This window comes from Zhengella sedimenti (assembly GCF_046506625.1).
GTDB lineage: Bacteria > Pseudomonadota > Alphaproteobacteria > Rhizobiales > Rhizobiaceae > Zhengella > Zhengella sedimenti.
In genome coordinates this window covers 62,509-88,238 of the sequence record NZ_JBKFFP010000002.1, presented here as the reverse complement: position 1 = coordinate 88,238, position 25,730 = coordinate 62,509, and the positions used below count along the sequence as shown (strand labels likewise).

Sequence of the window (25,730 nt, the reverse complement as noted above, 5' to 3'; positions counted from 1 at the left end):
CCTCAGGACAGGCCGGCGTCGATCGCCGCCAGGTGCCGGTCGAGGATGGCATCCACGTCGATCTCTTCCGGCAGGACGCCGAACATGTGGCCGCCCGCGCTGCCCAGTCGCGTCGCGCAGAAGGCCCGTGCCACCGGTTCCGGCGCGAACCGGACGAGAAGGGCGCCCTGCAGCACGAGTGCAAGGCGTTCGACCAGCAGCCGGCCGGCGCCCTCGCCAAGCGGTCCTTCCATCATGGCCTTCACGTCGCCGGCGGCAGCGTCGAGATCGCTGTCGCGGCCGAGTGCCGGTTCTATGGCCGAGAAGAGCGCGTCGAGCGCGCCGGGTTCCTTGTGCAACGTGCGCAGGACATCGAGCACGATGACGTTGCCCGAGCCCTCCCAGATCGCGTTGAGCGGGGATTCGCGGAACAGGCGCGGCATGGGCGTTTCCTCCACGTAGCCGGCGCCGCCATGGCACTCCATGCATTCAAAGACGAAGTTCGGATTGCGCTTGGTCAGCCAGTATTTCGCCAGCGCCACGGCGATGCGGGCAAAGGCTTTCGATTGCGGATCGGTTCCGCCGAACATGCGTGCCACATGCGCGCCCAGCACCACCGCGGCCTCGTATTCCACGGCAAGATCGGCGATCACAAGGCGCATCAGCGGCTGGTCGATCAGCGTCTTCTGGAAGGCGCGCCGCCCGCGCACGTGGTTCAGCGCCTGGATGAAGGCCATGCGCATGATGCCGACCGTTCCGGCCACGGTGCCGAGGCGCGTGTGATGGACCATGTCGATGATGACATTCACGCCGCGCCCCTGTTCGCCGAGCAGGATGGCGAAGGCGTCGTGATACTCGATCTCGCTCGACGCATTGGATTTGTTGCCGAGCTTGTCTTTCAGCCGCATGACGTGAATGCCGTTGCGCCTGCCCTCCGGCGTGATGCGCGGCACCAGGAAGCAGGACAGGCCGGCATCGGTATAGGCGAGCGTCAGGAAACCGTCGGACATTGGCGCCGAGCAGAACCACTTGTGTCCGACGAGGCGGTAGTGCCCGGCGTCCGCGTCGATCGGAAAGGCACGGGTCGAGTTGGCGCGCACGTCGCTGCCGCCCTGTTTCTCGGTCATCGCCATGCCCATGGTGATGCCGGCTTTCTCGGCGATGGGCTTGAGATCCGGATCGTATTGTCCGCCGAGGATGCGCTCCAGCCATGGCCGTGCCGCGCCACCCTGCTGCCTGAGCGAGGCGACGACGGCATAGGTCATGTTGATCGGGCACATCGTGCCGGCCTCGGCCTGTGTGAACAGGGCCAGAAGGCCGAAATGGCCGACATGGGAAGACGGGTCGTCCAGCGTCCAGGCAATGTCATGGATGTTGTGCTCCATGGCGAGCGTCATCAGGTGGTGATAGCTCGGGTGGAAGCGTACCTCGTCGAGGCGCCGTCCGTAGCGGTCGAAGGAGACGAGTTCCGGCCCGTGCCGGTTGGCCAGTTCGCCCCATTCCAGCACGCGTTCCGTTCCCGCTTCCGCGCCCAGCCGCGCCATGCGCTCATCGAGCCAGGCGCCAGCCTCGCGCCGGATCGCGTCGCGCATCGCCGGATCGTTCAGGTAGAGATTGCGGCCGGCATAGAAGTCCGGCTGGTTGGCGACCTCGTGGGTTTCCAGGTCGCTGGCGGGCGCGAATTTGGGCATGCTCATCCTCCCGGAAAGAAATCCCGGCTATCGTGATACTTCCTTTGACGTAACCGTCAATGGCGAAATGCCGCATCGATCGTCCATGCTTGGATGGCGGCGTTTGCGCACGGTCATCGCGCTCTGGCGCGGCATGATGCGCGAAAACAGCACGGCCTGCCTCGTTTGGAACGCAATATGCATGCTTCTTGTGCCGGATGCGCGCTATTCTTGCGGGAAAGATAGTCGAAAGCCTGGGCGGGACGCGTTCCGGCGTTGCAAATGGCGTTCCGGTGAAGCGGCAAGAGGGATCGAAGAGCATGTCCGAGCAGAAACAATACACGTATCAGGCGATTGCCCGTTCCGTCCTGGACCATGGGTGCGAAACCCTTTTCGGCCTGATGGGCGATGCCAACCTGTTCATGGTGGACCATTATGTCCGGCACTGCGGCGGCAAGTTCATTCCCGCCGCGCACGAGGGCAGTTCCGTGCTCATGGCGCTGGCCTGGTCGCATGTCGCCGGCAAGGTCGGTGTTGCCACGGTGACGCACGGCCCCGGCCTGACCAATTGCGTCACGGCGCTCACGGAAGGCGTGCGCGGCCACGTCCCCATGGTCCTGCTGGCCGGCGACACGCCGGTGGCCATGCCGCAGCATCTGCAGAGCATCGACCAGCGCGAACTCGTCAAGGTCACCGGTGCCGGTTTCGAGCAGATGCGCGCGCCGGAAACCGCCGCCTACGACATTGCCAACGCCTTCTACCGTGCCCGTGTCGAAAAACGCCCGATCGTGGTCAACATGCCGGCCGATTTCATGTGGCAGGAGGCACGATACGAAAAGACCCTGTTCAAGGTTTTCGACATGCCGGCCATGGTGCCGGAGGGTGAAGCGCTCGACGAGGCGATCGGAATCATCGCCTCGGCGAAGCGGCCCATCGTGCTGGCCGGCGGCGGCGCGGTCGGCGCCCGCGACAGGCTGATCCGCCTCGCCGACCGGCTGGAAGCGCCGCTCGCCACGACGCTCAAGGCCAAGGGCCTGTTCAACGGCCATCCCTTCAACATGGACATCTTCGGAACGCTGAGCACGCCGGCCGCCTACGATGCCATTGCCGACGCCGATTGCGTCATCGCCTTCGGCGCCAGCCTGCATTACTTCACCACCGACAAGGGCGCGCTGATGAAGGGCAAGCGGGTCGTGATGGTCAATGAGAATCCGGCCGATATCGGCCGCAATTTCCATCCCGACGCCGCCTTGGCGGCCGATGCGGGCCTGACCGCCGACAATATCGTCTACTGGCTCGACGAGGCGGAGATCCCCGCCACCGGCTTTACCGGTGAACTCGACATGGCCGCGCTGACCGACCACCCGAAAGGCGATGCCGGCAAGGCGAAGCCGGGCACGGTGAACTATGTCCATGCGCTCGAACGCCTGGAGGAAATGCTGCCGAGGGACCGGGTTCTGGCCACCGACGGCGGCCGCTTCATGACGGAAGTGTGGTGCCGGGTGTCCGTGCCCGATCCGGCGAGCCTGCTCGTCACCGCGAACTTCGGTTCCATCGGTCTGGGCCTGCCGCAGGCCATAGGCGCCAGCATAGCGGCGCCGGAAAAACCGGTTGTCCTGTTCACCGGCGATGGTGGCTTCATGATGGGCGGCGTCCACGAGTTCAACACCGCCGTGCGCCTGAAGCAGGACCTGATCGTGATCGTCTGCAACGATTCCGCCTATGGTGCCGAGCACATCCAGTTCCTCGACCGCAGCATGGACCCGAGCCTTGCGCAATTCGACTGGCCATCCTTCGCCGAAGTGGCGACGGCTCTGGGCGGGCAGGGCATTCGCGTTTCATCGGCGGAGGAACTGGAGACTGCCATCGAGGCCATTGCCACGCGCGACCGCCCGCTGCTGATCGAACTCAGGCTCGACCCCAACGACGTGCCGCGCATGCGCCTTTGACCCCGGCGGTCATCCGGCAAGGGCAAGTCCTGCGCCGGCGGCGGCAAGGAGGATGACGACGATCCACGGCGGCGTCTTCCATACCGTGAGCAGCACGAAGCCTGTCAGCGCCAGCGCGAAATCGGCCGGCCGCAGGATCGCGCCTGTCCACACGGGATCGTAAAGCGCTGCGCCAAGAATGCCGACGACGGCCGCATTGGCGCCGCGCATGGCCGCCTGCGCCGCCGGCCGGGTGCGGAACCGGTTCCAGAAGGGTAGCATTCCGGCGAGCAGCAGGAAGCCGGGCAGGAAGATGCCGGCAAGCGCGATTGCCGCACCGGCAATCCCGTTCGGAACCGGGCCGGAGATCGCACCGAGATAGGCGGCGAAGGTGAAAAGCGGGCCGGGCACCGCCTGCGCCGCGCCGTATCCGGCCAGGAAGGCATCCGCCGTCACCCATCCGGGCTTGACGGCTTCGGCTTCAAGGAGCGGCAGCACGACATGGCCGCCCCCGAAGACCAGCGCCCCGGAGCGGTAGAAGGCGTCGAACAGCGCCATCGCCTGTGATTGCGAGACGGCTGCGATGAGCGGCAACAGGCCAAGCAGCAGGAAGAAGAGGGCGAGCAGGACCGCCCCCGTCGCACGTGATACCGGAAAGGAAAGATGCACCGCTCCATCCGGCCGGCCGTTGCGGCAGAACACCAGCCCGGCAAGCGCGCCGAAGGCGATGGCCCCGATCTGCCCGGTGGCGCTCGCAGAAAGCACGACGATCAGCACGGCGGCAAGCGCGATGCTGGCCCGTTCCCGGTCGGGCGTGAGATTGCGCGCCATGCCCCACACTGCCTGCGCGACGACCGCGACGGCGACGATTTTCAGGCCGTGCAGCAGGCCGGTCCCCAAGGGACCGCCTAAAGCCGTGGCGCCCATGGCGAAAAGCACGAGCAGGACCGCCGACGGCAGGGTGAAGGCGGTGAACGCGGCCAGGGCACCGAGCGGTCCGGCACGCATGAGGCCGAGCGCGAAGCCTGTCTGGCTCGAAGCCGGGCCGGGGAGGAACTGGCACAACGCGACGAGATCGGCATAGCCCGCCTCGTCGATCCACTTGCGCCGGACGACGAATTCATCCCGGAAATAGCCGAGATGGGCGATCGGCCCGCCAAACGAGGTCAGGCCGAGCTTCAGGAAGGCCGCGAAGACCTCGCCCGCCGGGCCCCGCGGCCCCGGCGCGCCTTCGTGAGTGCCCCTTGTCGCCGGCATTGCGAAACAGCTCCCTGATTGCAGACACGGCGCGGGCTGATGCCGCGCCGCGAACCGCTAACCCGTTAGCATGTTTGTCTCATGACATGCAGTCCCGGCCTGCCGTCTGGCCACCGAAAACCGTCGGCCGGCTGGTTCGTCAAAGGACGAAGTCGCTTGCGTCGATGCCAAGTCCGGTGCCGAGCAGTTCGATGCGGAAATCGGCGATGCCGTCGCCATCGACGTCGGCCTCGATGAAGGTCAGCCCGGCGTTCTCGAAGGAGCGCAGTTCCCCGGCCGCGCCAGAAAAGAACGAGCCTACATAGGTGAAAGCCTGGTTTCCTGCCGTGCCGCTGTCGGCGTCGAGAGCCGACAGGTCGAACATGTCCTCGCCGTCGGTGAAGTCCTGGATCCGGTCGCGCACGCCATAGAGCAGGCCGCTGTCGGAAAGCGACAGATAGACGAACGTGTCGTCGTCGCCACCGCCGATGATGATGTCGCGTCCGGCCCGCCCGCGCAGCGTGTCGTTGCCATTGTTGCCGAGCAGCACGTCGTCGCCGGCGCCGCCATCGAGGAGATTGACCTGCGCCGAACCGATCAGGCGGTCGTTGAAATTGGAGCCGACAAGGTTCTCGAAGCCGGAGATCGTGTCGCCTTCCGCATCGCCGCCGGCCGCCGTGTTGCCGCCGAGAAAGACCTGGACGGCCGCCGTGGACGTGGCGTAGCTCAGCGTGTCGAAACCTGCACCGCCGGACAGCGTGTCTGCGCCTGCGCCGCCGATGACCGTGTCGTTCCCGCCACCGCCATCGATGGTGTCGTCGCCGTCCAGCCCGCTGAGCTGGTTGGTGTTCGCATCGCCAGTCAGCGTGTCGCCGAAAGCCGAGCCGGTGACGTTCTGGATATTGGCATAGGTATCGCCCTGCGCCTCGCCGCCCGTGCCCGTGCCGGTCGACAGATCGACGGTGACACCATTGCGCGAATCCGCATAGCTGACGGTGTTGATGCCGCCGCCGCCGTCGATTTCGTTGACGAGGTCGTCCGCGGCGATCATGTCGTTCGCAGCGTCTCCGACCGATACCGTCTTCAGCAGGTAGCGGGAATACTGGACGATGCTCTCCGGGATGCCGGGGCTGAAGTCGGTGTAGGAAACATAGAAGCTGCCGTCGCCGGCACTGGCGATGGCCGGCTGCGAGTCGTTGCCCGTCTCGGCCGTCACCGTGAAGCGGTTCACTTCCTCACCGGTTTCGGCGCTCAGCGTCACAGCGCCGATATCATCGTTGCCCGAGGCGTTCGTTACATAGGTGATGGTGAAGTAGCCGTCCGAAATCGATGCGATGGCCGGTTCGTCGGCGCGCGGCGTGGGAATTTCCACCGTCATGACGCCGGTTCGCGGCGTGCCGTCGGCATTGTAGATGCGGTACTCGATCTCCGTGTAGGCGGTCGAGCCGTAGATCTCGTCCATCCAGGCGATGGCAAATCCGCCGTCGGCGAGCGCGGTGACCACCGGATAGGTCTGGTCATCGGATGGATCCGCCGAAACATCCATCGCGCCGGTCAGGGCCGTGCCGCTGGAATTGTATATCCGGGCCTTGATGTTGCCGTCCTCTGTCCATGTGATGACAACCGAACCGTTCGGCGATCCGGTCGCCGGATCGAGGAGCGCGGCGATCTTGGGCTCGAATGCGCGATCCTCGATGGCGTTCGTCGTTCCGACATCGGCGTAGACCAGGATGTAGTTGGAGACTTGCATGGCAAGCCGCACAGTGCCGGTCCCGTCGCCATTGTTCGCGACAAAGGTCACGGCCGTCCAGTTGTTGTGAATGGCGGCGATGTCCGGGTTGAAGTTGTCCCGCGAAAGCGTGCCTCGATAGGCCCAGTCGCCGATCGTGGAATTGCTGTAGCCCTGCACCAACACGATGTCGTCAGGCGTGCCGGTGTAGGCGTCGGATTCAAAGACAAAGCGGAAATTGCCGTCGGTCGTGGCCGCAACGGATGGATTTTCATGGATGACATTGGTGCCGCCCCAGCCGAAGTAGTCTGCTCCGACATAGGCGCCCGTGGTGTCGACGATGCGTCCGAAGATCTCGAAACGGCCAGGGGTGGATTCCTCGTCGCTCCAAACGATCACCGCGTTTCCGTCCGCGAGGACCGCGATGTCGGAATCGATCTGGCTGTCGGTCGGCGGATACCTGGCATTCAGGTTGGAGAAGACCGTGGTCATTGCGTAGGTCGTGGTGACAGCCATGGTAGTTCCTCCAGCGTCCGGAAATGACGATTGGCCGGGACGCGCGGTTGTCACGCGGATCGGCGGCCGGTAGCGGTTTCCGGCACCGGGAAAGACCACCGTCCGGAAAACAACAATTCAGGAGAGACTAACGTATCGTCATGTCATGCCGCATGGGGTGATCACCCCAATTGAGGAAAGCGACCGTTGGCCGGGATCACGATCCCGTTGCAGGACAGCGGCGCTCCGTTCCGCGGTTCACAGAGCCAGCGCCCGCGCCACCCGCGCGGCGGTCTCCATCATCCGCCGCAGGTGCCGGGGTTCGCCGTCGCCGCGCATCTGCGGGGTCAGGCCCGCCATGGAAAGGGCGCATACGATTTCGCCCTCGCCATTGATCACCGGCACCGCCAGGGCCGCCAGGCCGAGGGCCACGTCGTCCTCGGCATATTCCCAGCCGCGGCGGCGGATCTCGTCGAGGTGGCGCCGGAAGACCACGGCGTCGGTGATCGCATGGGGTGTGACCGGCATCAGCGGTTCCGACAACACGCGCGCGATCTCGGCCTCCGGCTGATAGGAAAGCAGCAGTTTCGGCGCGCCGCCGGAGTTCAGCGGCAGGGTGCCGCCGACTGGCCACCAGTGAACTTCCATGCCCTGCATGTCGTGGATGCGTTCAAGGCAAAGCGCGGAGTGGTTCCGGTATACCGACAGGAAAGTGGTCAGATGCAACTCGTTGGCGATGGCCGTCAGTTCCGGAACCGCGACAGATCGCAGGTCGAAATCGTCGACGACGCTGGCTGCCAGTTCCCGCAGCAGCCGTCCGAGACCGTAGCGCTGCGAAGCGGGATCCTGCACGATCAGGCCGGAATGCATCATCGTGAGCAGCAGGCGCCGGGTCGTGCCCTTGTCGAGGCCCGCGGCTGAGGAAACTTCCGCAAGCGATTGTTTCGGCTGGTTCTTGAAGGTCCGCAGGATGTCGGCGGCACGGGTCACCGCGCGTACATTTCCCGAATTTCGTTCCTGCTGCTCCATGCCTCCCCCAGGTCTTCCCGATCACGCTGCCCCAGGCCGGGGGCGTTTTTTCTCGCAGATACTATCCATTGCCGGGGAAGGCAATTTGTCAATATCATTTCACGATATGAAATGCATTTTGTCTGTTGACACGTTTTGGAGACGCTGATTAGCTGACTGCGAGGACAGGGAGGAACGAATTCATGCCGGCATGGCAGGTGGGAGACGTGACTATTGAGCGGGTCGAGGAGTTTTCCTCGCCGGGCTTCCACCCGTCGCAACAGTTCCCGGATTTCGATCCCTCGATTTTCGATACCTTTCCCGAACTGCGCGATATCGACAGGATCGACCCGGAAACCGGCAGCACCTTTGCCAGCATCCATGCCTGGCTCGTGCGCCACGGCGGCGAGATCATCCTGGTCGACACGGCAACGGGCAACGACAAGGAGCGGCTCGACCCGAAGTTCGGCCGCTTCCACATGCTTTCCACGGATTTCCTCGGCGAACTGGCGCGCCACGGCGTGAAGCCGGAAGACGTCGATGTGGTCGTCAACACGCACATGCATGTCGACCATTCCGGCTGGAACACGCGCCTGGAAAACGGCCGCTGGGTGCCGACCTTTCCCAATGCCCGCTATGTCTTCGGCCGCGACGAATATGCCAACTGGCAGCCCGGCGGCGTGACGGCGGTGGCCCAGCCGGAAGGGCGGCCCGTCATCGTCGACAGCATCGAACCCGTGGTCGAGGCCGGTCTTGTCGACTGGGTCGGCGACGGCGACGAATTGCGTCCGGGCATGACCTTCCGCGCGGCGCCGGGTCACACCAGCGGCCAGCTTGTGCTGGAAGTCGTCTCGGACGGCCAGATGGCCATCTTCACCGGCGATTGCATGCACCGGGCGATGCAGGTCTTCAAGCCGGATCTCAACTGTTTCCTTTGCGAGGACAACACCGTCGCACCGGTGACGCGGGCGCGCCTGCTGGAGCGCTGCGCCGACAATAACGCGCTGATCTTTCCGGCCCATTTCGACCGGCCGCATGCCGGGCGCATCGCGCGGCGCGCGGATGGCGGTTTCCGCTTCATCCCCGTTGCGCCGCAAGACCGAGACGAGAAGGAATGAACCCCATGGCCGATGCCCAGTTGAAACCGGATGCCGTTTCCGCAGCACTCGCCGAACTGTCGGCCTTTGCGGACTGTGCCTTCCGGGGTGACGACGCGACACGCGACTACTATGCCAACGACGTGTTCTGGCAGCCCGGCATCCGCCCGCTCGGCGTGGCCATGCCCGAAACGGCGCAAGCCGCGGCGGTGGCTGTCGGCATCTGCACGCGCGCCGGGATCGCCATCGTGCCGCGCGGCGGCGGCATGTCCTACACGAAGGGCTACCTTCCCGCCCACGAGAACGCTGTCGTCTTCGATATGCGCAAGCTGGCGCGCGTCGTCGAGGTGAATGCCGACGACCTCTACATCACCGTCGAGGCCGGCTGCACCTGGGAGCAGGTCAACGCGGCGCTGGAAAAGACGGGGTTGAGGACCGGCTACTGGGGCCCGCTGTCGGGCGTGAATGCGACCGTCGGCGGCGCGCTGTCGCAGAACAGCGCCTTCTTCGGCTCGGCGCTCAATGCCACCGTGGCCGAATCCGTGATCGGCCTGGAAGTGATCCTCGCCAATGGCGAGCGCGTGCGCACCGGATCGGGCGGGCGGCGTGGCGCAAAGCCCTTCAGCCGCGAGGGCGGGCCGGACATGACCGGCCTTTTCCTCGGCGACAACGGCGCGCTCGGCCTGAAATGCGCCGCGACGCTGCGCCTGTGGCCGGCTCCCGCGGAGGTCGACTACCTGTCCTTCGGGTTTCCCACCATGGCTGACATGGCCGCCGTCCAGGTGGGCCTGGCGCGCGAACGCCTGGTGTCGGAAGGTTTCGGCATCGACCGGACGAAAGCCTCGCACTCGGCCTCGGTCAACCGCATTTCCGATGGTCTCAAGACACTCGGCAACTTGGTGCGCGGCGGCAAGACGGTCGCGTCCGGCCTCAAGGACGCCGCGCGCGCTGCCGCAGGCGGCGCGTCCTTCCTCAAGGACCATGCCTATACGCTCCACCTGGTTCTGGAAGCCCGTAACGCGGCCGAACTGAAGACCTCCATGGCCCGGGCCCGCGCCATCGGCACGGCGCATGGCGTGGAGATCGAGAACACGGTGCCGAAGGTCATGCGTTCGAAACCCTTCAGCCCGGTGCGCGGCATGCTCGGCCTCAACGGCGAGCGCTGGGTCCCGATCCATGCGGTTTTCCCGATGGGCGAATGGAAGCGCGTGGTGGATGCCAACGATGCCTTCTTCGCCGAACGCAAGGCGGAAATGGAGCGCCACGGCATCGTCTATTCGGTCATGACGATGACGGTTGGCGGCGAGTTCTTCATCGAACCGGCCTTTTACTGGAACGACGAGATCACGCCGCTTCATGCCGAAAGCCTCGGCGAGGATGTGGTCCGTCCCTGGCGCGACCGCCCGGCCAACGAGGCGGCGCGCGAGGCGGTCGCCGAACTGCGCGCGGCAACCCAGGACCTTTATATCTCGCTGGGCGGCGTCAACTGGCAGGTCGCCCGCGACTATCCGTTCCGCTCGGTGCTGGAACCTGCAACCTGGGCGCTCCTGAAGGCGATCAAGGATGCGGTCGATCCGGACGGGCTGATGAATCCGGGCTCGCTCGGGCTCGGTTCCGAACACGAGCGATAAGCAATCGGCCGGCGCGCGAAGACGCCGGCGGGAGGAGATGGCATGGGTCATACGATAACCGAAAAGATCCTGGCGCGGGCCGCCGGCCTGCCCAGCGTGCGCGCGGGCGACGAGATCATGGCGAAGCCCGATTTTGTGCTCGCCTACGACTTTCCCGGCTACACGGACGTCTACTTCAGGCAGATGAAGGAGGAGTTCGGCATCGACAAGGTGGCCGAACCGGAGCGCTACGGCATCTTCATCGACCACATGGTTCCCGTCGCCACGCCCAAGGAAGAGGAACTGCACGAGGGCACCCGCAAGTGGTGCGCGGAAAACGGAGTCGAACTGTTCGAGCGCCGCGGCATCGGCCACCAGGTGGCCGCCGAGGTCGGCTTTGCGACACCCGGCGCGTTTGTCGTCCATTTCGACGGCCATATCAGCCAATTGGGCACCTATGGCACGCTCGGCATCGGCATGCGGCGCAACGTGCTGGAAGCCTTCGTGCGCGAGAAGGTCTCCATCAAGGTTCCCGAAACCGTGCGGGTGAACCTCACCGGCACGCTCAGGCCCGGTGTCATGGCACGCGACGTGTTCCATCACATCGTCCGCGTACTCGGCCCGGCCTCCTGCCGTTTCCAGGTCATGGAACTGGGCGGCGACGGCCTGGAAGGCCTGACGACGGAAGGCATCCAGTCGATCACCTGCCTGGCGATGTTCACCGGCGCCCTGACCGCCATCGTCAACCCGGACCAGAAGCGGCTCGACTATGCGCTGCCGCGCGCCCGCAAGAAGCTTGAACCGGTCTACAGCGATCCTGACGCCAACTACGCGGCGGTCCACGAGATCGACCTGTCGGAACTGGAGCCCATCGTCGTCGTGCCGCCGACCCCGGCCAACACGCGCAACCTGTCCGACTATGCCGGGCTGGAGGTGCAGACCGGCTATCTCGGTTCGTGCGCGTCCGGCCGGCTGGAAGACATCGAGATCGCCGCGAAGATCCTTGAGGGCAGGCGGGTCAAGACCGGCTTCAGCCTGCATGTCATTCCCACCAGCCAGGAGATCATGGCCGAGGCCGCGCGGCGCGGCTACATCTCCACGCTTGTCGAGGCCGGCGCCTTCGTTTCCTCGCCAAGCTGCGACTACTGTTTCGGCCGCATCGCGACGATGACCGAGAACCAGCGCGCGGTGTCAACCGGCACGCTGAACGTGAAGGGTCGCATGGGAAGCCCCGATTCCGAGATCTACCTGTGCAATGCCGCTGCCGTCGCGGCCTCGGCGATCGAGGGGCGGATCACCGACCCCCGCAAGTATCTGTGAGGTCCGCCATGGCGTTGCAGAATCTCAAGGGACGCGTTGCCTTCATCTTCGAGGAAGACGACTTCGACGTCGACCAGATCGTCGGCGTCAAGAACATCAAGATCCAGGATCTCGACGAACTCGCCGGCCTGGCCATGAAGTCCTATGATCCGGATTTCGCCAGCCAGGTGCGCAAGGGCGACGTGATCGTCGGCGGCTGGAACTTCGGCTATGGCCACCCGCACTATCCGCCGATGAAGGCGCTGCGCCATCTCGGCATCGCCGGCGTGATCGCCGAATCCTTTTCGCCCGGCTACTGGCGCGGCGAGATTTCGATGGGCTTCCCGCAATGCAGTTGCCCCGGCATCCGCGCTGCGGTGAACCGCTGGGACGAGATCGAGGTGGACTGGCAGGCGGGCGTCGTGCGCAACCACACGCAAGGCACCGAAATCGCCTTCGAGCCTATGGCCCACAGCGACGCCATGATGCTCGAAGCCGGCGGCCTGCTCCCGTACCTGAAGATGAACCCGGCCGGCTGAGGCCCCAACGAGAGGTAACCCCCATGGCACGCAAGCCTGACCTGAAAGCCCGCGCCACGGCCCAGAAGACCGTCTGGGCAGCCGGCGCCTATGACGCGCTTTCCGCCAAGTTCATCCAGCATGCCGGCTTCGATGCCGTCATGACATCGGGCTTCGGCATTTCGGCGAGCCATCTCGGCCAGCCCGATGCCGAACTCTACACCATGTCGGAAAATCTCGCCGTCACCCGGCATGTGGTCAACGCGGTCGATGTGCCGGTGATAGCGGACATCGACACCGGTTACGGCAATGCCATCAACGTCATGCGCACCGTGCGCGAATTCGAGGCCGCCGGCGTCACGGCGGTGATCCTGGAGGACCAGGTGGCGCCCAAGCGCTGCCCGATCTGCGTGGCCGGCGTCGAGGTCATCCCGCTCGACGAGGGCATCGCCAAGATCGAGGCCGCCGCCGCCGCCCGCCAGGACCCCAACATGCTCATCATCGCGCGCACCGACGTCGTTGACCATGCCGAGGCGATCGAGCGCGGCAAGGCCTATGCCAAGGCCGGCGCCGACATCATCCAGCCGATCTCGAAGTGCTTCAATTCCATCGAGGGCCTGCGGGCCATGCGCGAGGGCTGCGGTGTGCCGCTTTCGCTCCAGGTGCTGGGCTGGCTGGAGAAGGACCTGTCGCCAGAGGAAATCGAGAGCGTGGCCGGCATCGCCACCTTCCCGCTCGTGCCCCTGATGACGGTCGCCCACGCGCTGCAGGAGAACCTGGCGCAACTGGCCCGCACACGCTCGTCGAAGAACCTGCCGCGGCCGGTCACGGGCCACAACGAATTCATCGACTTCATCGGTTTCGGCGAGGTGGAGGAACTGCAGCTGAAATACCTTCGCGCCGGGTGAACCCGTCACCGGCACGTTACACTCGTGTTCAACAGGGAGGACTTTGAAATGAAGAAGACCAGATGGTTGTTGACTGCCGCGGCCGCCGTGTTCGCGGCCAGCATTTTCGGGGCCAGCGCCCAGGACAAGGAGCCGGTGCGCATCGGTACCATCGCGCCCTTGTCCGGTCCCGGTGCTTTCGACGGACAGCTTGCCGTGGAAGGCATGGAGGCGATGGCCGCCCTCATCAACAAGAACGGCGGCGTTCTTGGCGGGCGCATGCTCGAACTCGTCAAGTATGACGACAAGGGGAACCCGGAGGAAGGCGTGAGCGCAGCCAAGCGCGCCATCGAGCAGGATGACGTCGACGTCATCGTCGGCGGCTGGTTCTCCTCCGTCGCGCTGACGATGAAGGAGGTCACCCGCGACCGCATCCTGAACATCATGACCAGCACCCAGCATCCCAACACGACGAAGGAAGGGCACAAGCTCCTTTTCCGGCTCAACGCCACGTCGACGATGATGTCGGATACCTATTCCAAGTTCATCTGCGACAAGATGGGGCTGAAGACCATCGCCTTCATCACCATCAATGACGACTACGGCCGCCTGGAAGTGGAGAACTACCGCAAGCTGCTCGACACCTGCGGTATCGAGGTGCTCGGCAACGAGTTCTACAACAAGGAAGACACCGACTTCACCACGGCCCTGACCAAGCTGAAGGCGCTCAATCCCGACGCCATCTACGTCTCGGCCATCAACACCGCCCAGGGCGCCACGATCTACCGCCAGATCAAGCAGACCGGCTACCAGGGCACGACCATCGCCTCCGCCGGCAACATGAACCCGAAGCTGGTGGAACTGTCCGGCCGGTCGCTTGAAGGCGTCTACTCGGTGTCGCTCTATGCGCCCGACAGCGACAATGAGCGCCTGAAGGCCTGGGTCGAGCAGTATGGCGAGATGTTCTCCAATGAACCGGCCTTCATCGGCACGCTCGGCGCGCAGGCCGTCGAACTGATCGCCGGCGCCATGGACGAGGTCGGCAGCGCCCGCGACTACGAGAAGCTGGCCGCGACCCTGAGGAGCCGTCCCTGGGATACGCTGCTTGGCACCATCACCTTCGATGACATCGGCCAGGCCCAGCAGAACATCTACCTGGTCCAGGTCAAGGACGGGAAGATCACCTCCGTGAAGGAGTGACACCGTGAAACAGGGGCGCGCGCGGCAGCGCGCGCCCGTCACCGGATTGGGGGGAACCCGTGGACTATATCGTTCTTGCACAGCAGATCGCCAACGGCCTGGTCAACGGGATGACCTACGTGCTCATCGCGACCGGCCTGACGCTCGTCTTCGGCGTGCTGCACATCATCAATTTCGCGCATGGCGAATTCTACATGCTGGGTGCCTTCTTCACCTATTTCGCGGCCCAGCTGCTCGGCCTTGACTACATTTCGGCGGCCGTGGTCGCCACGCTGGCCGTCGCCGCGCTCGGCATCCTGGCCAACCGGCTGTTCTTCTGGCCGCTGCGGCGAGAACATGAGTTCACGATCCTCCTGTCCAGCCTCGGGCTGGCGCTCCTGCTGACCAATGGCGGCGAACTGGTGTTCGGCGCCGACCCGAAATATGTCGACAGCCCCTTTGCCGACAGCATCGTCCAGGCAGGGCAACTTGTCGTCACCCAGCAGCGCGTCCTGATCTTCGTGGTCGGCGCGGTCATCCTGCTGGCGCTCAATCTCTTCATCCGCCATTCGCGCATGGGCAAGATGATGCGCGCCACGGCCCAGAACCCGGAAGGCGCGGCGTTGACCGGTGTGAACATCCGGCAGGTCTACACGGTCACCTTCGTGCTGGCCTGCGGCCTTGCTGCGCTTGCCGGAGCGCTTGTCGGCCCGACCGCCATGATCTTCCCGACGGTGGGAAGCTGGGCCGTCCTCAAGGGCTTCATCGTCGTCATCCTCGGTGGCCTCGGCAGCATTCCCGGCGCGCTGATCGGCGGCCTGTCGCTCGGCGTCATCGAGGCGCTGGCCGGCGGCTACATCTCGCTCGGCTTCGCCCAGGCGATCGGCTACGCCATCATCATCATCGTCCTGCTCTGGCGCCCCCAGGGCCTGTTCGGAACCGCGCGGAGGACATGATCATGTCGAACCGGATCTTTCTTCCGCTGGTCATCGCGCTGGCGCTGGCCGCCCCGTTCCTCACGGCCAACACCTATTTCCACCACCTCATGGTGCTGTGGATGCTGTTCTCGCTGCTGGCGCTCAGCCTCAACGTGATCATCGGCTATATCGGCGAACTGAGCTTCGGCCATGCCGCCTTCTTCGGCATCGGCGCCTATACCGCGGCCCTGATCGGCATGAATTTCGGCCTTGCCGGCATTCCCGGCCTCGTGCTGGCGGCCATCGTGGCCGGCATGTTCGGCTTCGTCATCGGCTATGTCTCGCTGCGTATCGTCGGGCCGCAATTCGCGATCCTGACGCTGGGTTTCGGCTCGATCATTTACACCATCACCAATTACTGGGTGGACCTGACGCGCGGGCCGATGGGCATTTCCAACATCCAGCCGCTGGGCCTGTGGGGCGAGGGCGGCGTGGCGCTGACCGGCGCGCGGGGTTACTACTACCTGACGCTCCTTCTCGTCATCGCCTTCGCCTATGCCTGCCATGCCCTGCTGAACAGCCGCACCGGCCGCGCCTTCATCGCCACCCGCGAGAACGCGCCGCTGGCCGCCTCGCTCGGCATCGACGTCTTCCGCATCAAGCTGCTGGGCTTCGTGGTCGCCACCGCCGTGGCCGGGGTGGCCGGCGCCGTCTATGCCCATTATCTCACCGTCATCACGCCCGACGTGATGAGCCTGCAATATGTCGCGGCGCTGATCATCATGGTCATCGTCGGCGGGCGCGGCACCATCGCCGGGCCGATCATCGGCGCGCTGATCTATGTCGTCCTTCTGGAACTGCTGCGCGCGCTCGGCCCCCTTCGCCTCGTCATCTTCGCCGCGCTGCTCACCGCCTCGGTCATCTTCCTGCCCGGCGGCATCGTCAGCCTCTGGCGCCGTTTGACCGGAGAGGAAACCAAGCCCCGGGAGGCCGCGGAATGAGCGCAGAATCCATTCTTTCCGTCGCCGGTCTGACCAAGGCCTTCGGCGGCCTGACCGCCGTCAAGGATGTCGACCTGGAACTGAACCGGGGCGAGATCCTCGGCGTCATCGGCCCGAACGGCGCCGGCAAGACGACCTTCTTCAACGTCATCGCCGGTTCCATGCCGCCGACCGCCGGAACCGTGCATTTCAAGGGCACCGACTGCACCGGCATGCGCGCCGACCGCATGGCGCGGCTCGGCATGACGCGGACCTTCCAGATCACCAGCCTCTTCCCGGCCCTGTCGGTGATCGAGAACGTGCGCGCGGCGACCTACCGCTTCACGAAAACGGGATGGATCAGCTCGATCCTGCGCAACGGCGCCTGGCGCGACGAGGAGGCAGCCGTCGACCGCGCCGCCATCGAGGCGCTGGAATTCGTCGACCTGGCCCATCGCGCCGACGCCAATGCCGAGGCGCTCTCCTATGGCGAGCAGCGCCGGCTGGAAATCGCCATCGCCATTGCCGCCAAGCCCGACCTTCTGCTGCTCGACGAACCGGCTGCCGGCATGAACCCGGAGGAAGGCCAGCGCCTCGTCGCCATGATCCGCGGCATCCGCGACACCGGCATCTCCATCCTTCTCGTCGAGCACCACATGCGCGTGGTGATGGGTGTGTGCGACCGCGTCGCCGTGATCGACCATGGCGAGAAGATCGCCGACGGCAAGCCCGCAGATGTCGTCAACAATCCCGATGTCATCCGGGTCTATCTCGGAAGGGAGGCCGTCAATGCTTGAGATCAGCGACATCGTCGTGCGCTATGGCCGGCGCGAGGTGATCCACAACCTGTCGCTCACCGTTGCCGAGGGCGAGGCCGTGACGCTTGTCGGCTCGAACGGCGCCGGCAAGACAACGACGCTCAAGACCATTTCCGGCATGCTGCGGCCCGTATCCGGCACCATCACCTTCGATGGCCAGCGGATCGACCGCATGGAACCGCACGACATCATCGCGCTCGGCGTGGTGCAGGTGCCCGAAGGCCGGCTGCTGTTTCCCGACATGACGGTCTACGAGCATATCGAACTCGGTGCGTCACGGGCGCGAAGCGGCGGGCTGTCCTTTTCGGAACGTGTCGACTGGGTGCACCAGTTGTTCCCCATCCTGCTGGAGCGGCGCGACCAGAAGGCCGGCACCATGTCCGGCGGACAGCAGCAGATGCTGGCCATTGCCCGCGGCCTCATGGCCAATCCGCGCTGCCTGATGCTCGACGAGCCATCGCTCGGCCTGGCGCCCATCCTGGTCGATCTGCTGGAGGACACCATCCGCAGCCTCAACGAGACGGGCATGACCGTGCTTCTGGTCGAGCAGCGCGTCGATCTTGCGCTGCGGCTGGCCAGGCGCGGCTATGTGCTGGAAACCGGAAAGGTCGTGCTGGAGGATTCCGCGTCGTCTCTCCTCTCCGACCCCCGGGTCAAGACCGCCTATCTGGGCATCTGAACGGAGCGATGACATGACCGCGCCGACGCCGCATTACGTCACGACTTCAGCCGGGCAGATCCGGCTGTGGCAGGCCGGGGAGGGGGAGAACCTCGTCGTCCTGCCGGGGCTGATCAACGCCGCCGAGGGCATTGCGGGACGCATCGCCCGCACCTGTCCGGGCTGGCGGGTCACGGTCCCGGAACTGCCGGGCATCGGCGGATCGTCCGGCATCGATCCGGCGGATGCGCAAGGCTGTGTCGGCGCGCTGGCCGAGGCGCTGGGCTGGATGACGCGCCCCGTGGCGGCCGTTGCCGGCCTCGACCTGTCGGCGCCCCTTGCCGCCATGCTTGGCGAACGGTTGCAGGCGGTCTCCGTCATCGGCGTTGCCACCGACCTGGCGCAGGGCTGGGCGCACGCCGGCATCGTGCCGCCGGACTTCGAGCCGAGGCAGGACGGGACCCACCTCCAGGCCCTGTGGAGCTTCATCCGCGACCGCCATCTGCTGATGGCCGGCAATCCCGGACAGCCGGCGACGGCCGGCGATGTCCTGCCCGATGCCGCCAGCCTGGCGCAGACATTCACGGCTGCCGCTGTCCGCCCGGACCGGTTCGCGGCCCTGTGGAACCTTTGCCTGTCCCTTCCGCTGCCCGCCGCCATCAGGACGACCGACATGGCGAACCTCCTCGGGCAGCTGGAGCCGGCCGGCCACCCGGTGCCGCAAGACGTGCCCGATCCGGCCACGGCCCTCCCCGATGGCCGTATCTGGCACGAGGATATCCCGACACGCCGCGGGTGGATGCACCTGCGCCGTTCCGGTTCAGGTGGCCGGCCGGTCCTCGTCATTCCCACCGGCGGCGGGTCGTCGTCGCAATTCGCGCCCGTCGTCAGGGGGCTTGCCCGGGATGGGCGCCAGGCCTTCTCGGTCGACTACATGGGCAACGGCCTGTCGGGAAAATGGAGCGAGCGGCCCACCATCGCGAGCCTGGCCGAGGACATGCTGGCGCTGATCGACGCGATAGAGATCGACGAGATCGACATCTGGGGCTCGCATACCGGCGCGCTTGTCGGGCTCGAACTGGCGCTGCTGGCGCCGGAGCGTGTCGGGCGTCTGGTGATGGAAGGCCCGGTGTTCATTTCCGCCGACTTCCAGGCCGACCTGCTGGAGAATTATTTTCCGCCGATCCGCCCGGACAAGTGGGGCATGCACATCCCGCTGGTCTGGAACTGGCGGCGCGACCTGTTCATGTTCTGGCCCTGGTACCGCGTCGAACGCGAGGCAGCCCGCCAGCTTGGCGTGCCGGATGCCTGGCAGTTGCATGACTACGCCATCGGCATCCTGGAAAGCGGCGAGACCTATGACGGCGCCTATCGTGCCGCCTTCTCCTATGACACCCGCGCCCGCCTGCCACTGCTGACGCGCCCGGCGCTGATCTGCGCAGGCCCCAACGACATGCTGAAGAACGCGCTGGACGAAGCGGGCGATTTCTCGCCGCCGGGACTGGTGGAAATCCGCGAGACGCCCACCACCGTCTGGTGGCCCGACCCGGACCCCGAAGCCGCCGAGGCGACCATGGACCTCTACCGCGCCTTCCTTTCAGAAACGCGGGACGGCTGAGGCAGGGAAGGGGCCGTCCGGCCCCGCATTCTCCGTAACTAAAAAGGCAGGGCCGTGGCCCTGCCTTTTCTGTGTTCGCTGCAAGCCCCGGCGCTGCCTGCCAGCAGCGCCGGAAAGCAGTCCTCAGCTACAGCCCGACGTGGAGCCGCAGGTGTCGCACTTCTCGCAGGTGCCGTTGCGCACCATGGTGAAGTTCTGGCACTCCGGGCAGGAATTGCCGGTATAGCCCTGCATGATGGCCTTGGCGCGCCGGTCGCTCTCCACCTTCCTGGCTTCCGCCTTGGCGGTCTCGGCGTCCTGCTGGGCGTCGTCGGAGAACAGTTCCTCCATTTCGACATCTTCCTCGAATTCCTTCGCGCGCTCCTCGTAGTCGCGCTTGAAGGCCGTCGATTCCTCACGCAGTTCCAGCACGTTGGATTTCGGTGCCACGGCAACCGCCGCCGAACCCGACACGGCCCGCACCGGGGCAGGGCCGGAGCCCTTGGGAGCCGGAACGCCGGCCGCGCCCTTGGGTGTGTCGGTTCCCGTCACCACCTTCAGCGCCGCGCCGCGGGTCAGGCCCTTGGAGACCGGTTGCAGCTTGCCCTCGGTAATGCCCTTGCCGAGTGCCGTATTGGTGAAGTCCGACGTGTCGACATGGGCGAGATCATGCCGGCCGAGATAGGAGACGGCCAGTTCGCGGAACGTGTAGTCGAGGATCGACGTGGCGTTCTTGATCGCGTCATTGCCGATGACCATGCCGGCGGGCTCGAACTTGGTGAAGGTGAAGGCCTCCACATATTCTTCCAGCGGCACGCCGTATTGCAGGCCGAGCGAGATGGCGATGGCGAAATTGTTCATCATCGCGCGGAAGGCGGCACCTTCCTTGTGCATGTCGATGAAGATCTCGCCGAGCCGCCCGTCGTCGAATTCGCCGGTGCGCAGGTAGACCTTGTGCCCGCCGACCACGGCCTTCTGGGTATAGCCCTTGCGCCGGTTCGGCAGCTTCTCGCGTTCGCGCGACACCTTCTCGACGATGCGCTCGACGATCTTCTCGGTCACCGCCGCCGCGGCGGCCGCCTTCGGTGCCTCGACGATGGCCTCCAGCGCGTCGTCCTCGTCCTCCTCGTCCTCGATCAGCGAGGCGTTGAGCGGCTGCGACAGCTTGGAGCCGTCACGGTAGAGCGCATTGGCCTTCAGCGCCTTCTTCCAGGAGCGCAGATAGGCGCTCTTGCAGTCGTCGACGGTGGCGTCGTTCGGCATGTTGATCGTCTTGGAGATCGCGCCGGAGATGAAGGGCTGGGCCGCCGCCATCATGTCGATGTGGCTTTCCACCGAGAGATAGCGCTTGCCGATCTTGCCGCACGGATTGGCGCAATCGAACACCGGCAGGTGCTCCTCCTTGAGGAAGGGCGCGCCTTCCAGCGTCATGGCGCCGCAGACATGGATGTTGGCCGCCTCGATCTCCTTCCTGGAGAAACCCAGCGCCGGCAGAATCTCGAAGGAGAAGTCGTCGAGCTGCTCATTGGTGAAGCCCAGCGTATGCAGGCAGAAATCCTCGCCCAGCGTCCACTTGTTGAAGGCGAACTTGATGTCGAAGGCACTCTTCAGCGCCGTGTTCAGCGCCGCGATCTTGTCTTCGGTGAATCCCTTGGCCTTCAGCGTCGCCGGGTTGATGCCCGGCGCCTGGTTCAGGTTGCCGTGGCCGACCGCATAGGCCTCGATCTCGGCGATCTGGCTTTCCGGGTAGCCGAGCGTGCGCAGCGCGGCCGGAACGGCGCGGTTGATAATCTTGAAATAGCCGCCGCCGGCCAGCTTCTTGAACTTCACCAGCGCGAAATCCGGCTCGATGCCCGTCGTGTCGCAGTCCATCACCAGGCCGATCGTCCCGGTCGGCGCGATCACGGTGGCCTGCGCGTTGCGGTAACCGTTCTTCTCGCCCAGTTCCAGCGCCTTGTCCCATGCCTTGGTCGCATGTTCGACAAGGGCGGCATCCGGGCAGTTGGCATGGTCGAGCGGTACCGGCGCGACCGCCAGATCCTCGTAGCCCTCGCCGAGGCCATGGGCGGCGCGGCGATGGTTGCGGATGACGCGCAGCATGTGCTCCCGGTTCGGCTTGTAGGCCGGGAAAGCGCCCAGTTCGCCGGCCATTTCCGCCGAGGTGGCATAGGAAATGCCGGTCATGATCGCAGTCAGCGCGCCGCAGATGGCGCGGCCTTCCGGGCTGTCATAGGGGATGCCGGAGGTCATCAGCAGGCCGCCGATATTGGCGAAGCCGAGGCCCAGCGTGCGGTATTCATAGGACAGCTTGGCGATCTGCCTGGACGGGAACTGCGCCATCATCACCGAGATTTCCAGCACGATGGTCCACAGCCGCACGGCGTGCTCGTAGTCGCCGATGCGCACGCGGCCGGTCCCGGTGTCCTTGAACTGCAGCAGGTTCAGCGAGGCCAGGTTGCAGGCCGTGTCATCCAGGAACATGTATTCCGAGCACGGATTGGAGGCGCGGATCGGGCCGGCCGCCTTGCAGGTGTGCCAGTCGTTCATGGTGGTGTTGAAATGCAGGCCGGGATCGGCGGAAGCCCATGCGGCGTGGCCGATCTTCTCCCACAGGTCGCGGGCCTTCAGCGTCTTCGCCACCTTGCCGTCGATGCGGTTGACGAGGTTCCAGTCGCCATCCTCCTCCACGGCGCGCAGGAAGTCGTCCTTCAGCGAGACCGAATTGTTGGAGTTCTGGCCCGAGACCGTCAGATAGGCTTCCGAATCCCAGTCCGTGTCATAGGTCTTGAATTCGATGGAGGTATAGCCCTGGCGGGCGAACTGGATCACGCGCTTGACGTAGTTTTCCGGCACCTGGTCGCGCTTGGCTTCCCGGATGGCGCGCTTGAGCGCGGAGTTCAGCTTGGGATCGTAGCAATCGTCGTCATGGCCTTCGCAATTGACGCAGGCCTTCATGATGGCGGCTAGATGCTTCTTGACGATCTTGGAACCGGTGACGAGGGCGGCGACCTTCTGCTCCTCCTTCACCTTCCAGTCGATATAGGCCTCAATGTCGGGATGGTCGATGTCGACCACGACCATCTTGGCCGCGCGCCGCGTCGTGCCGCCCGACTTGATGGCGCCGGCGGCCCGGTCGCCGATCTTCAGGAAGCTCATCAGGCCCGACGACTTGCCGCCGCCCGACAGCTTCTCGCCTTCGCCGCGCAGGTGGGAGAAGTTGGAGCCCGTGCCGGAGCCGTACTTGAACAGGCGCGCCTCGCGCACCCACAGGTCCATGATGCCGCCGTCATTGACGAGATCGTCGCTGACCGACTGGATGAAGCAGGCGTGCGGCTGCGGATGCTCGTAGGCCGAATCCGACTGCTTCAGCTTGCCCGTGAAGGGATCGACATAGAAATGGCCCTGGCCGGGTCCGTCGATGCCATAGGCCCAGTGCAGGCCGGTGTTGAACCACTGCGGCGAGTTGGGCGCCACCATCTGCGCGGCCAGCATGTAGGACAGTTCGTCCATGAAGGCGGCGGCGTCGTCTTCCGATGCGAAATAGCCGCCCTTCCAGCCCCAGTAGGTCCAGGTGCCGGCCAGCCGCGTGAAGACCTGGCGCGCATCTGTTTCCGAACCGTAGCGCTCGTCTTCGGGCAGCTCCGCCAGTGCTTCCTCGTCGGCGACCGAGCGCCACAGGAAGGAGGGGACGTCGTTTTCCTCCACCTTTTTCAGGCGCGCGGGCACACCGGCCTTGCGGAAATACTTCTGCGCCAGGATGTCGGCGGCCACCTGGGAGAACTGGGCCGGCACGTCGATGTCTTCCAGCCGGAAGACGACCGAGCCGTCGGGATTGCGGATTTCGCTCGTGGCCTTGCGGAATTCCAGCCCGCCATAGGCTCCGCCTTCCGTCGTGGTGAACCGCCGTTCAATGCGCATCTGTCAGGTCCCCTTGGTATTCCGGCCCTCGCACCGGAGAAGCTGCATGTTGTGGCCCGTCCCGGCCTCTCTGGCCATGCCGGGGTACTGGACCCCGGCATCCGCCGTTCTCGTCTCGGCCGGTCTCCCCGAAACCTGCGGACAGCCCCTGTCTCTGTCCGTGTGAATTCGGCCTGCCGGAAGTCCCCCGCCCATTTTTCGTGATTCCCTTGATCAGGGAATCCAACTCTATCTTGCGTCCAGATTTCCCGCAAACACTAAATATAGTGTTAAAGACGCGTTTACCAATTTTTTCAGCGCGGAAATCCGCCATTCCGGACACGGCTGTGCCGTCCCCGGAAAACCCATGTTCCCGGCTGCCTCACGCTTGGAAAATGATGGAAGACAACGCGCCTGACATGGCGCGGTCACGCCCGAACTCCGAACTTGCGTCTCATAAAAAGCGACTCGTCCGTGACGGTCAAGCGCTCGTTCCTTGAAACTTGTGTGACGCTATATCTTGTATGTGGGGGCATGTGGATAACGGGGAGGGCGGCCAAACTTTTCCACCGCGCCGCGACCATGGTTAACGCGCCGCCTGCCAGTGCCTGTCCCTCGGGCGGCCGCGCCGATCTCAGGCGAACAGACGCAGGATGGTGAAGATCAGGGCGGCGAGGACGGCGGCGGCCGGCACCGTGATGACCCATGCGGCGGCGATGGTCGTGGCATGCGTCCGGCGCACCAGGCGGCGGCGCTGGACATCCTCCTGCACCGTGGCCGGCTCCTCGTCCTCCCACGGCGCTTCGGCTGCTTCCCAGGTCTTCTCCAGCTTGCCGGCCATCGCCTTGCGTTCTGCTTTCAGCCGGCCCTGCTTGCGTTCCAGGTAGGCCCGGCGGCGCTTGGATTTGGCGGTGTACCACTCGCGGAAGAAGCCGACGCCGAAGACGGCGCCGACCGCGATATGGGTGGAGGAAACGGGCAGGCCAAGCCACGAGGCGATGATGACGGTGATCGCGGCCGACAGCGCCACGCAATAGGCGCGCATGGGGTTGAGCTTGGTGATCTGCTCGCCGACCATGCGAATGAGCTTCGGGCCGTAGAGCAGCAGGCCCATGGAAATGCCGATGGCGCCGATGACCATGACCCAGAGCGGTATGCCGACCTTGGCCGCCACGTCGCCTTCCATCGCGGTGTGCACCACGGCGGCCAGCGGTCCCACCGCATTCGCCACGTCGTTTGCGCCATGGGCGAAGGAGAGCAGGGCGGCGGAGAAGATCAGCGGCAGGCGGAACAGCTTGCGCAGCGACTGGTTGCGGTTCTCCATGCCTTCCGATTGCTGGCGGATCATCGGATTGACCACCGCCCAGACGATCACCGCGCAGGCCAGCCCGAGGAAGAGGATGGAGGAACCGGGCAGGTTCACGATTCTCTTCAGGCCCTTCATCGCCAGGTAGGCGGCGAAGGCGCCGGCCATGATGGCGATGAGCACCGGCACCCAGCGGCGCGCAGCAGCGATCTTGTCGTCCTGGTAGATGATGAATGCCTTGATGAAGGCAAGGAACAGGGCCGCGATCACCCCGCCGAGCAGCGGCGAGATCACCCAGCTTGCCGCGATGGCGCCCATCGTCGGCCAGTTGACCGACGCGAGGCCTGCCGCCGCGATCCCGGCGCCCATGACGCCGCCGACCACGGAATGGGTTGTCGATACCGGCGCGCCGATCCATGTCGCGAGGTTCACCCAAAGAGCCGAGGAAATGAGCGCCGCCATCATGGCCGCCACGAAAATGTCGGGGTCGGCCACCGTAGCCGGGTCGATGATGCCCTTGGAGATGGTCGAGACGACGTCGCCGCCGGCGATCAGGGCGCCCGCGCTTTCGCAAACCGCTGCCAGCACCAGCGCGCCGCCCATGGTCATGGCGCGGGAGCCCACGGCGGGGCCGACATTGTTGGCCACATCGTTGGCGCCGATGTTGAGCGCCATGTAGGCGCCGATCGCCGCCGCCGCGATCACCGTCAGCGCGCCCGCGCCCGTCCCCGCATAGAGCGCCGCGAAAACGGCGGAAAGGGCCAGGAAGGCCAGCGCCACACCGGGCGCGACAAGTCCCCGCGACAGGGTTACGGTGGCTTCCTCGATGCGCGTGAGCTTGCCGAGATCCTTGTCCAGCGTATGCTTGCGAAGCGGCGGCTTGTCTCCGGCCATGGCGGCTCCCGGTCTGTGTTCGAGGCAG

General features: G+C 65.3%; 18 protein-coding genes. 12 read left to right on the top strand and 6 right to left on the bottom strand.

Annotated features, from left to right (window positions below; all coding sequences use genetic code 11):
* Positions 1 to 2: 2 nt before the first annotated feature.
* Positions 3 to 1,670 carry an acyl-CoA dehydrogenase family protein gene (locus tag ACLB6G_RS06060; RefSeq protein ID WP_410355251.1) on the bottom strand — a complete coding sequence of 556 codons (1,668 nt, stop codon included), beginning with the start codon at positions 1,668 to 1,670 and terminating at the stop codon, positions 3 to 5.
* Positions 1,671 to 1,969: 299 nt separating this feature from the next.
* On the opposite strand from ACLB6G_RS06060, the gene ACLB6G_RS06055 reads away from it, so the two are divergent.
* On the top strand, positions 1,970 to 3,598 hold the full coding sequence (locus ACLB6G_RS06055; protein WP_410355250.1) for a thiamine pyrophosphate-binding protein: 1,629 nt from the start codon (positions 1,970 to 1,972) through the stop codon (positions 3,596 to 3,598).
* Positions 3,599 to 3,607: 9 nt separating this feature from the next.
* Here ACLB6G_RS06055 and chrA read toward each other — a convergent pair whose 3' ends face one another.
* The 3 genes from chrA to ACLB6G_RS06040 all read right to left on the bottom strand — a co-directional run bounded on the left by chrA (position 3,608) and on the right by ACLB6G_RS06040 (position 8,027).
* On the bottom strand, positions 3,608 to 4,834 hold the full coding sequence (chrA, locus tag ACLB6G_RS06050; protein ID WP_410355249.1) for a chromate efflux transporter: 1,227 nt from the start codon (positions 4,832 to 4,834) through the stop codon (positions 3,608 to 3,610).
* A 139-nt stretch (positions 4,835 to 4,973) separates the two neighbouring features.
* Entirely contained in the window at positions 4,974 to 7,058 is a 2,085-nt protein-coding gene (locus ACLB6G_RS06045) for a calcium-binding protein (RefSeq protein ID WP_410355248.1), read from the bottom strand.
* Positions 7,059 to 7,295: 237 nt separating this feature from the next.
* Entirely contained in the window at positions 7,296 to 8,027 is a 732-nt protein-coding gene (locus ACLB6G_RS06040; RefSeq protein ID WP_410355247.1) for an IclR family transcriptional regulator, read from the bottom strand.
* A 221-nt stretch (positions 8,028 to 8,248) separates the two neighbouring features.
* Between ACLB6G_RS06040 and ACLB6G_RS06035 the strand changes: the two genes are divergently transcribed.
* From ACLB6G_RS06035 to ACLB6G_RS05985, 11 genes are read left to right on the top strand one after another with little or no spacing between them, the layout of a single operon-like run.
* On the top strand, positions 8,249 to 9,163 hold the full coding sequence (locus ACLB6G_RS06035) for an MBL fold metallo-hydrolase (RefSeq protein WP_410355246.1): 915 nt from the start codon (positions 8,249 to 8,251) through the stop codon (positions 9,161 to 9,163).
* Between the two features lie 5 nt (positions 9,164 to 9,168).
* Positions 9,169 to 10,773 (top strand): FAD-binding oxidoreductase, encoded by a 1,605-nt coding sequence (locus tag ACLB6G_RS06030; protein ID WP_410355245.1) that lies wholly within the window; start codon positions 9,169 to 9,171, stop codon positions 10,771 to 10,773.
* 42 nt (positions 10,774 to 10,815) lie between these two features.
* Entirely contained in the window at positions 10,816 to 12,072 is a 1,257-nt protein-coding gene (locus tag ACLB6G_RS06025; RefSeq protein ID WP_410355244.1) for a 3-isopropylmalate dehydratase large subunit, read from the top strand.
* Positions 12,073 to 12,080: 8 nt separating this feature from the next.
* Positions 12,081 to 12,590 (top strand): LeuD/DmdB family oxidoreductase small subunit, encoded by a 510-nt coding sequence (locus tag ACLB6G_RS06020; RefSeq protein ID WP_410355243.1) that lies wholly within the window; start codon positions 12,081 to 12,083, stop codon positions 12,588 to 12,590.
* Between the two features lie 23 nt (positions 12,591 to 12,613).
* The gene (locus tag ACLB6G_RS06015; RefSeq protein WP_410355242.1) at positions 12,614 to 13,477 is read left to right on the top strand and encodes an isocitrate lyase/PEP mutase family protein; all 864 of its coding nucleotides are present in this window, start codon (positions 12,614 to 12,616) and stop codon (positions 13,475 to 13,477) included.
* Between the two features lie 48 nt (positions 13,478 to 13,525).
* Positions 13,526 to 14,656, top strand: coding sequence for an ABC transporter substrate-binding protein (locus ACLB6G_RS06010; RefSeq protein ID WP_410355241.1), 1,131 nt, complete (start codon positions 13,526 to 13,528; stop codon positions 14,654 to 14,656).
* Between the two features lie 59 nt (positions 14,657 to 14,715).
* The gene (locus ACLB6G_RS06005; protein ID WP_410355240.1) at positions 14,716 to 15,591 is read left to right on the top strand and encodes a branched-chain amino acid ABC transporter permease; all 876 of its coding nucleotides are present in this window, start codon (positions 14,716 to 14,718) and stop codon (positions 15,589 to 15,591) included.
* A gap of 2 nt (positions 15,592 to 15,593) precedes the next feature.
* Positions 15,594 to 16,553 (top strand): branched-chain amino acid ABC transporter permease, encoded by a 960-nt coding sequence (locus ACLB6G_RS06000; protein ID WP_410355239.1) that lies wholly within the window; start codon positions 15,594 to 15,596, stop codon positions 16,551 to 16,553.
* Positions 16,550 to 17,329 carry an ABC transporter ATP-binding protein gene (locus ACLB6G_RS05995; RefSeq protein ID WP_410355238.1) on the top strand — a complete coding sequence of 260 codons (780 nt, stop codon included), beginning with the start codon at positions 16,550 to 16,552 and terminating at the stop codon, positions 17,327 to 17,329. The genes ACLB6G_RS06000 and ACLB6G_RS05995 overlap by 4 nt, the downstream gene beginning before the upstream one ends.
* On the top strand, positions 17,322 to 18,029 hold the full coding sequence (locus tag ACLB6G_RS05990; RefSeq protein WP_410355237.1) for an ABC transporter ATP-binding protein: 708 nt from the start codon (positions 17,322 to 17,324) through the stop codon (positions 18,027 to 18,029). The genes ACLB6G_RS05995 and ACLB6G_RS05990 overlap by 8 nt, the downstream gene beginning before the upstream one ends.
* A 13-nt stretch (positions 18,030 to 18,042) precedes the next feature.
* Positions 18,043 to 19,626: an alpha/beta hydrolase gene (locus ACLB6G_RS05985; RefSeq protein ID WP_410355236.1), complete on the top strand. Its 1,584-nt coding sequence runs from the start codon at positions 18,043 to 18,045 to the stop codon at positions 19,624 to 19,626.
* Between the two features lie 123 nt (positions 19,627 to 19,749).
* Here ACLB6G_RS05985 and ACLB6G_RS05980 read toward each other — a convergent pair whose 3' ends face one another.
* Positions 19,750 to 23,523, bottom strand: coding sequence for a vitamin B12-dependent ribonucleotide reductase (locus ACLB6G_RS05980; RefSeq protein ID WP_410355235.1), 3,774 nt, complete (start codon positions 23,521 to 23,523; stop codon positions 19,750 to 19,752).
* Positions 23,524 to 24,136: 613 nt separating this feature from the next.
* The gene (locus ACLB6G_RS05975; protein ID WP_410355234.1) at positions 24,137 to 25,702 is read right to left on the bottom strand and encodes an inorganic phosphate transporter; all 1,566 of its coding nucleotides are present in this window, start codon (positions 25,700 to 25,702) and stop codon (positions 24,137 to 24,139) included.
* Between the last annotated feature and the right edge of the window lie 28 nt (positions 25,703 to 25,730).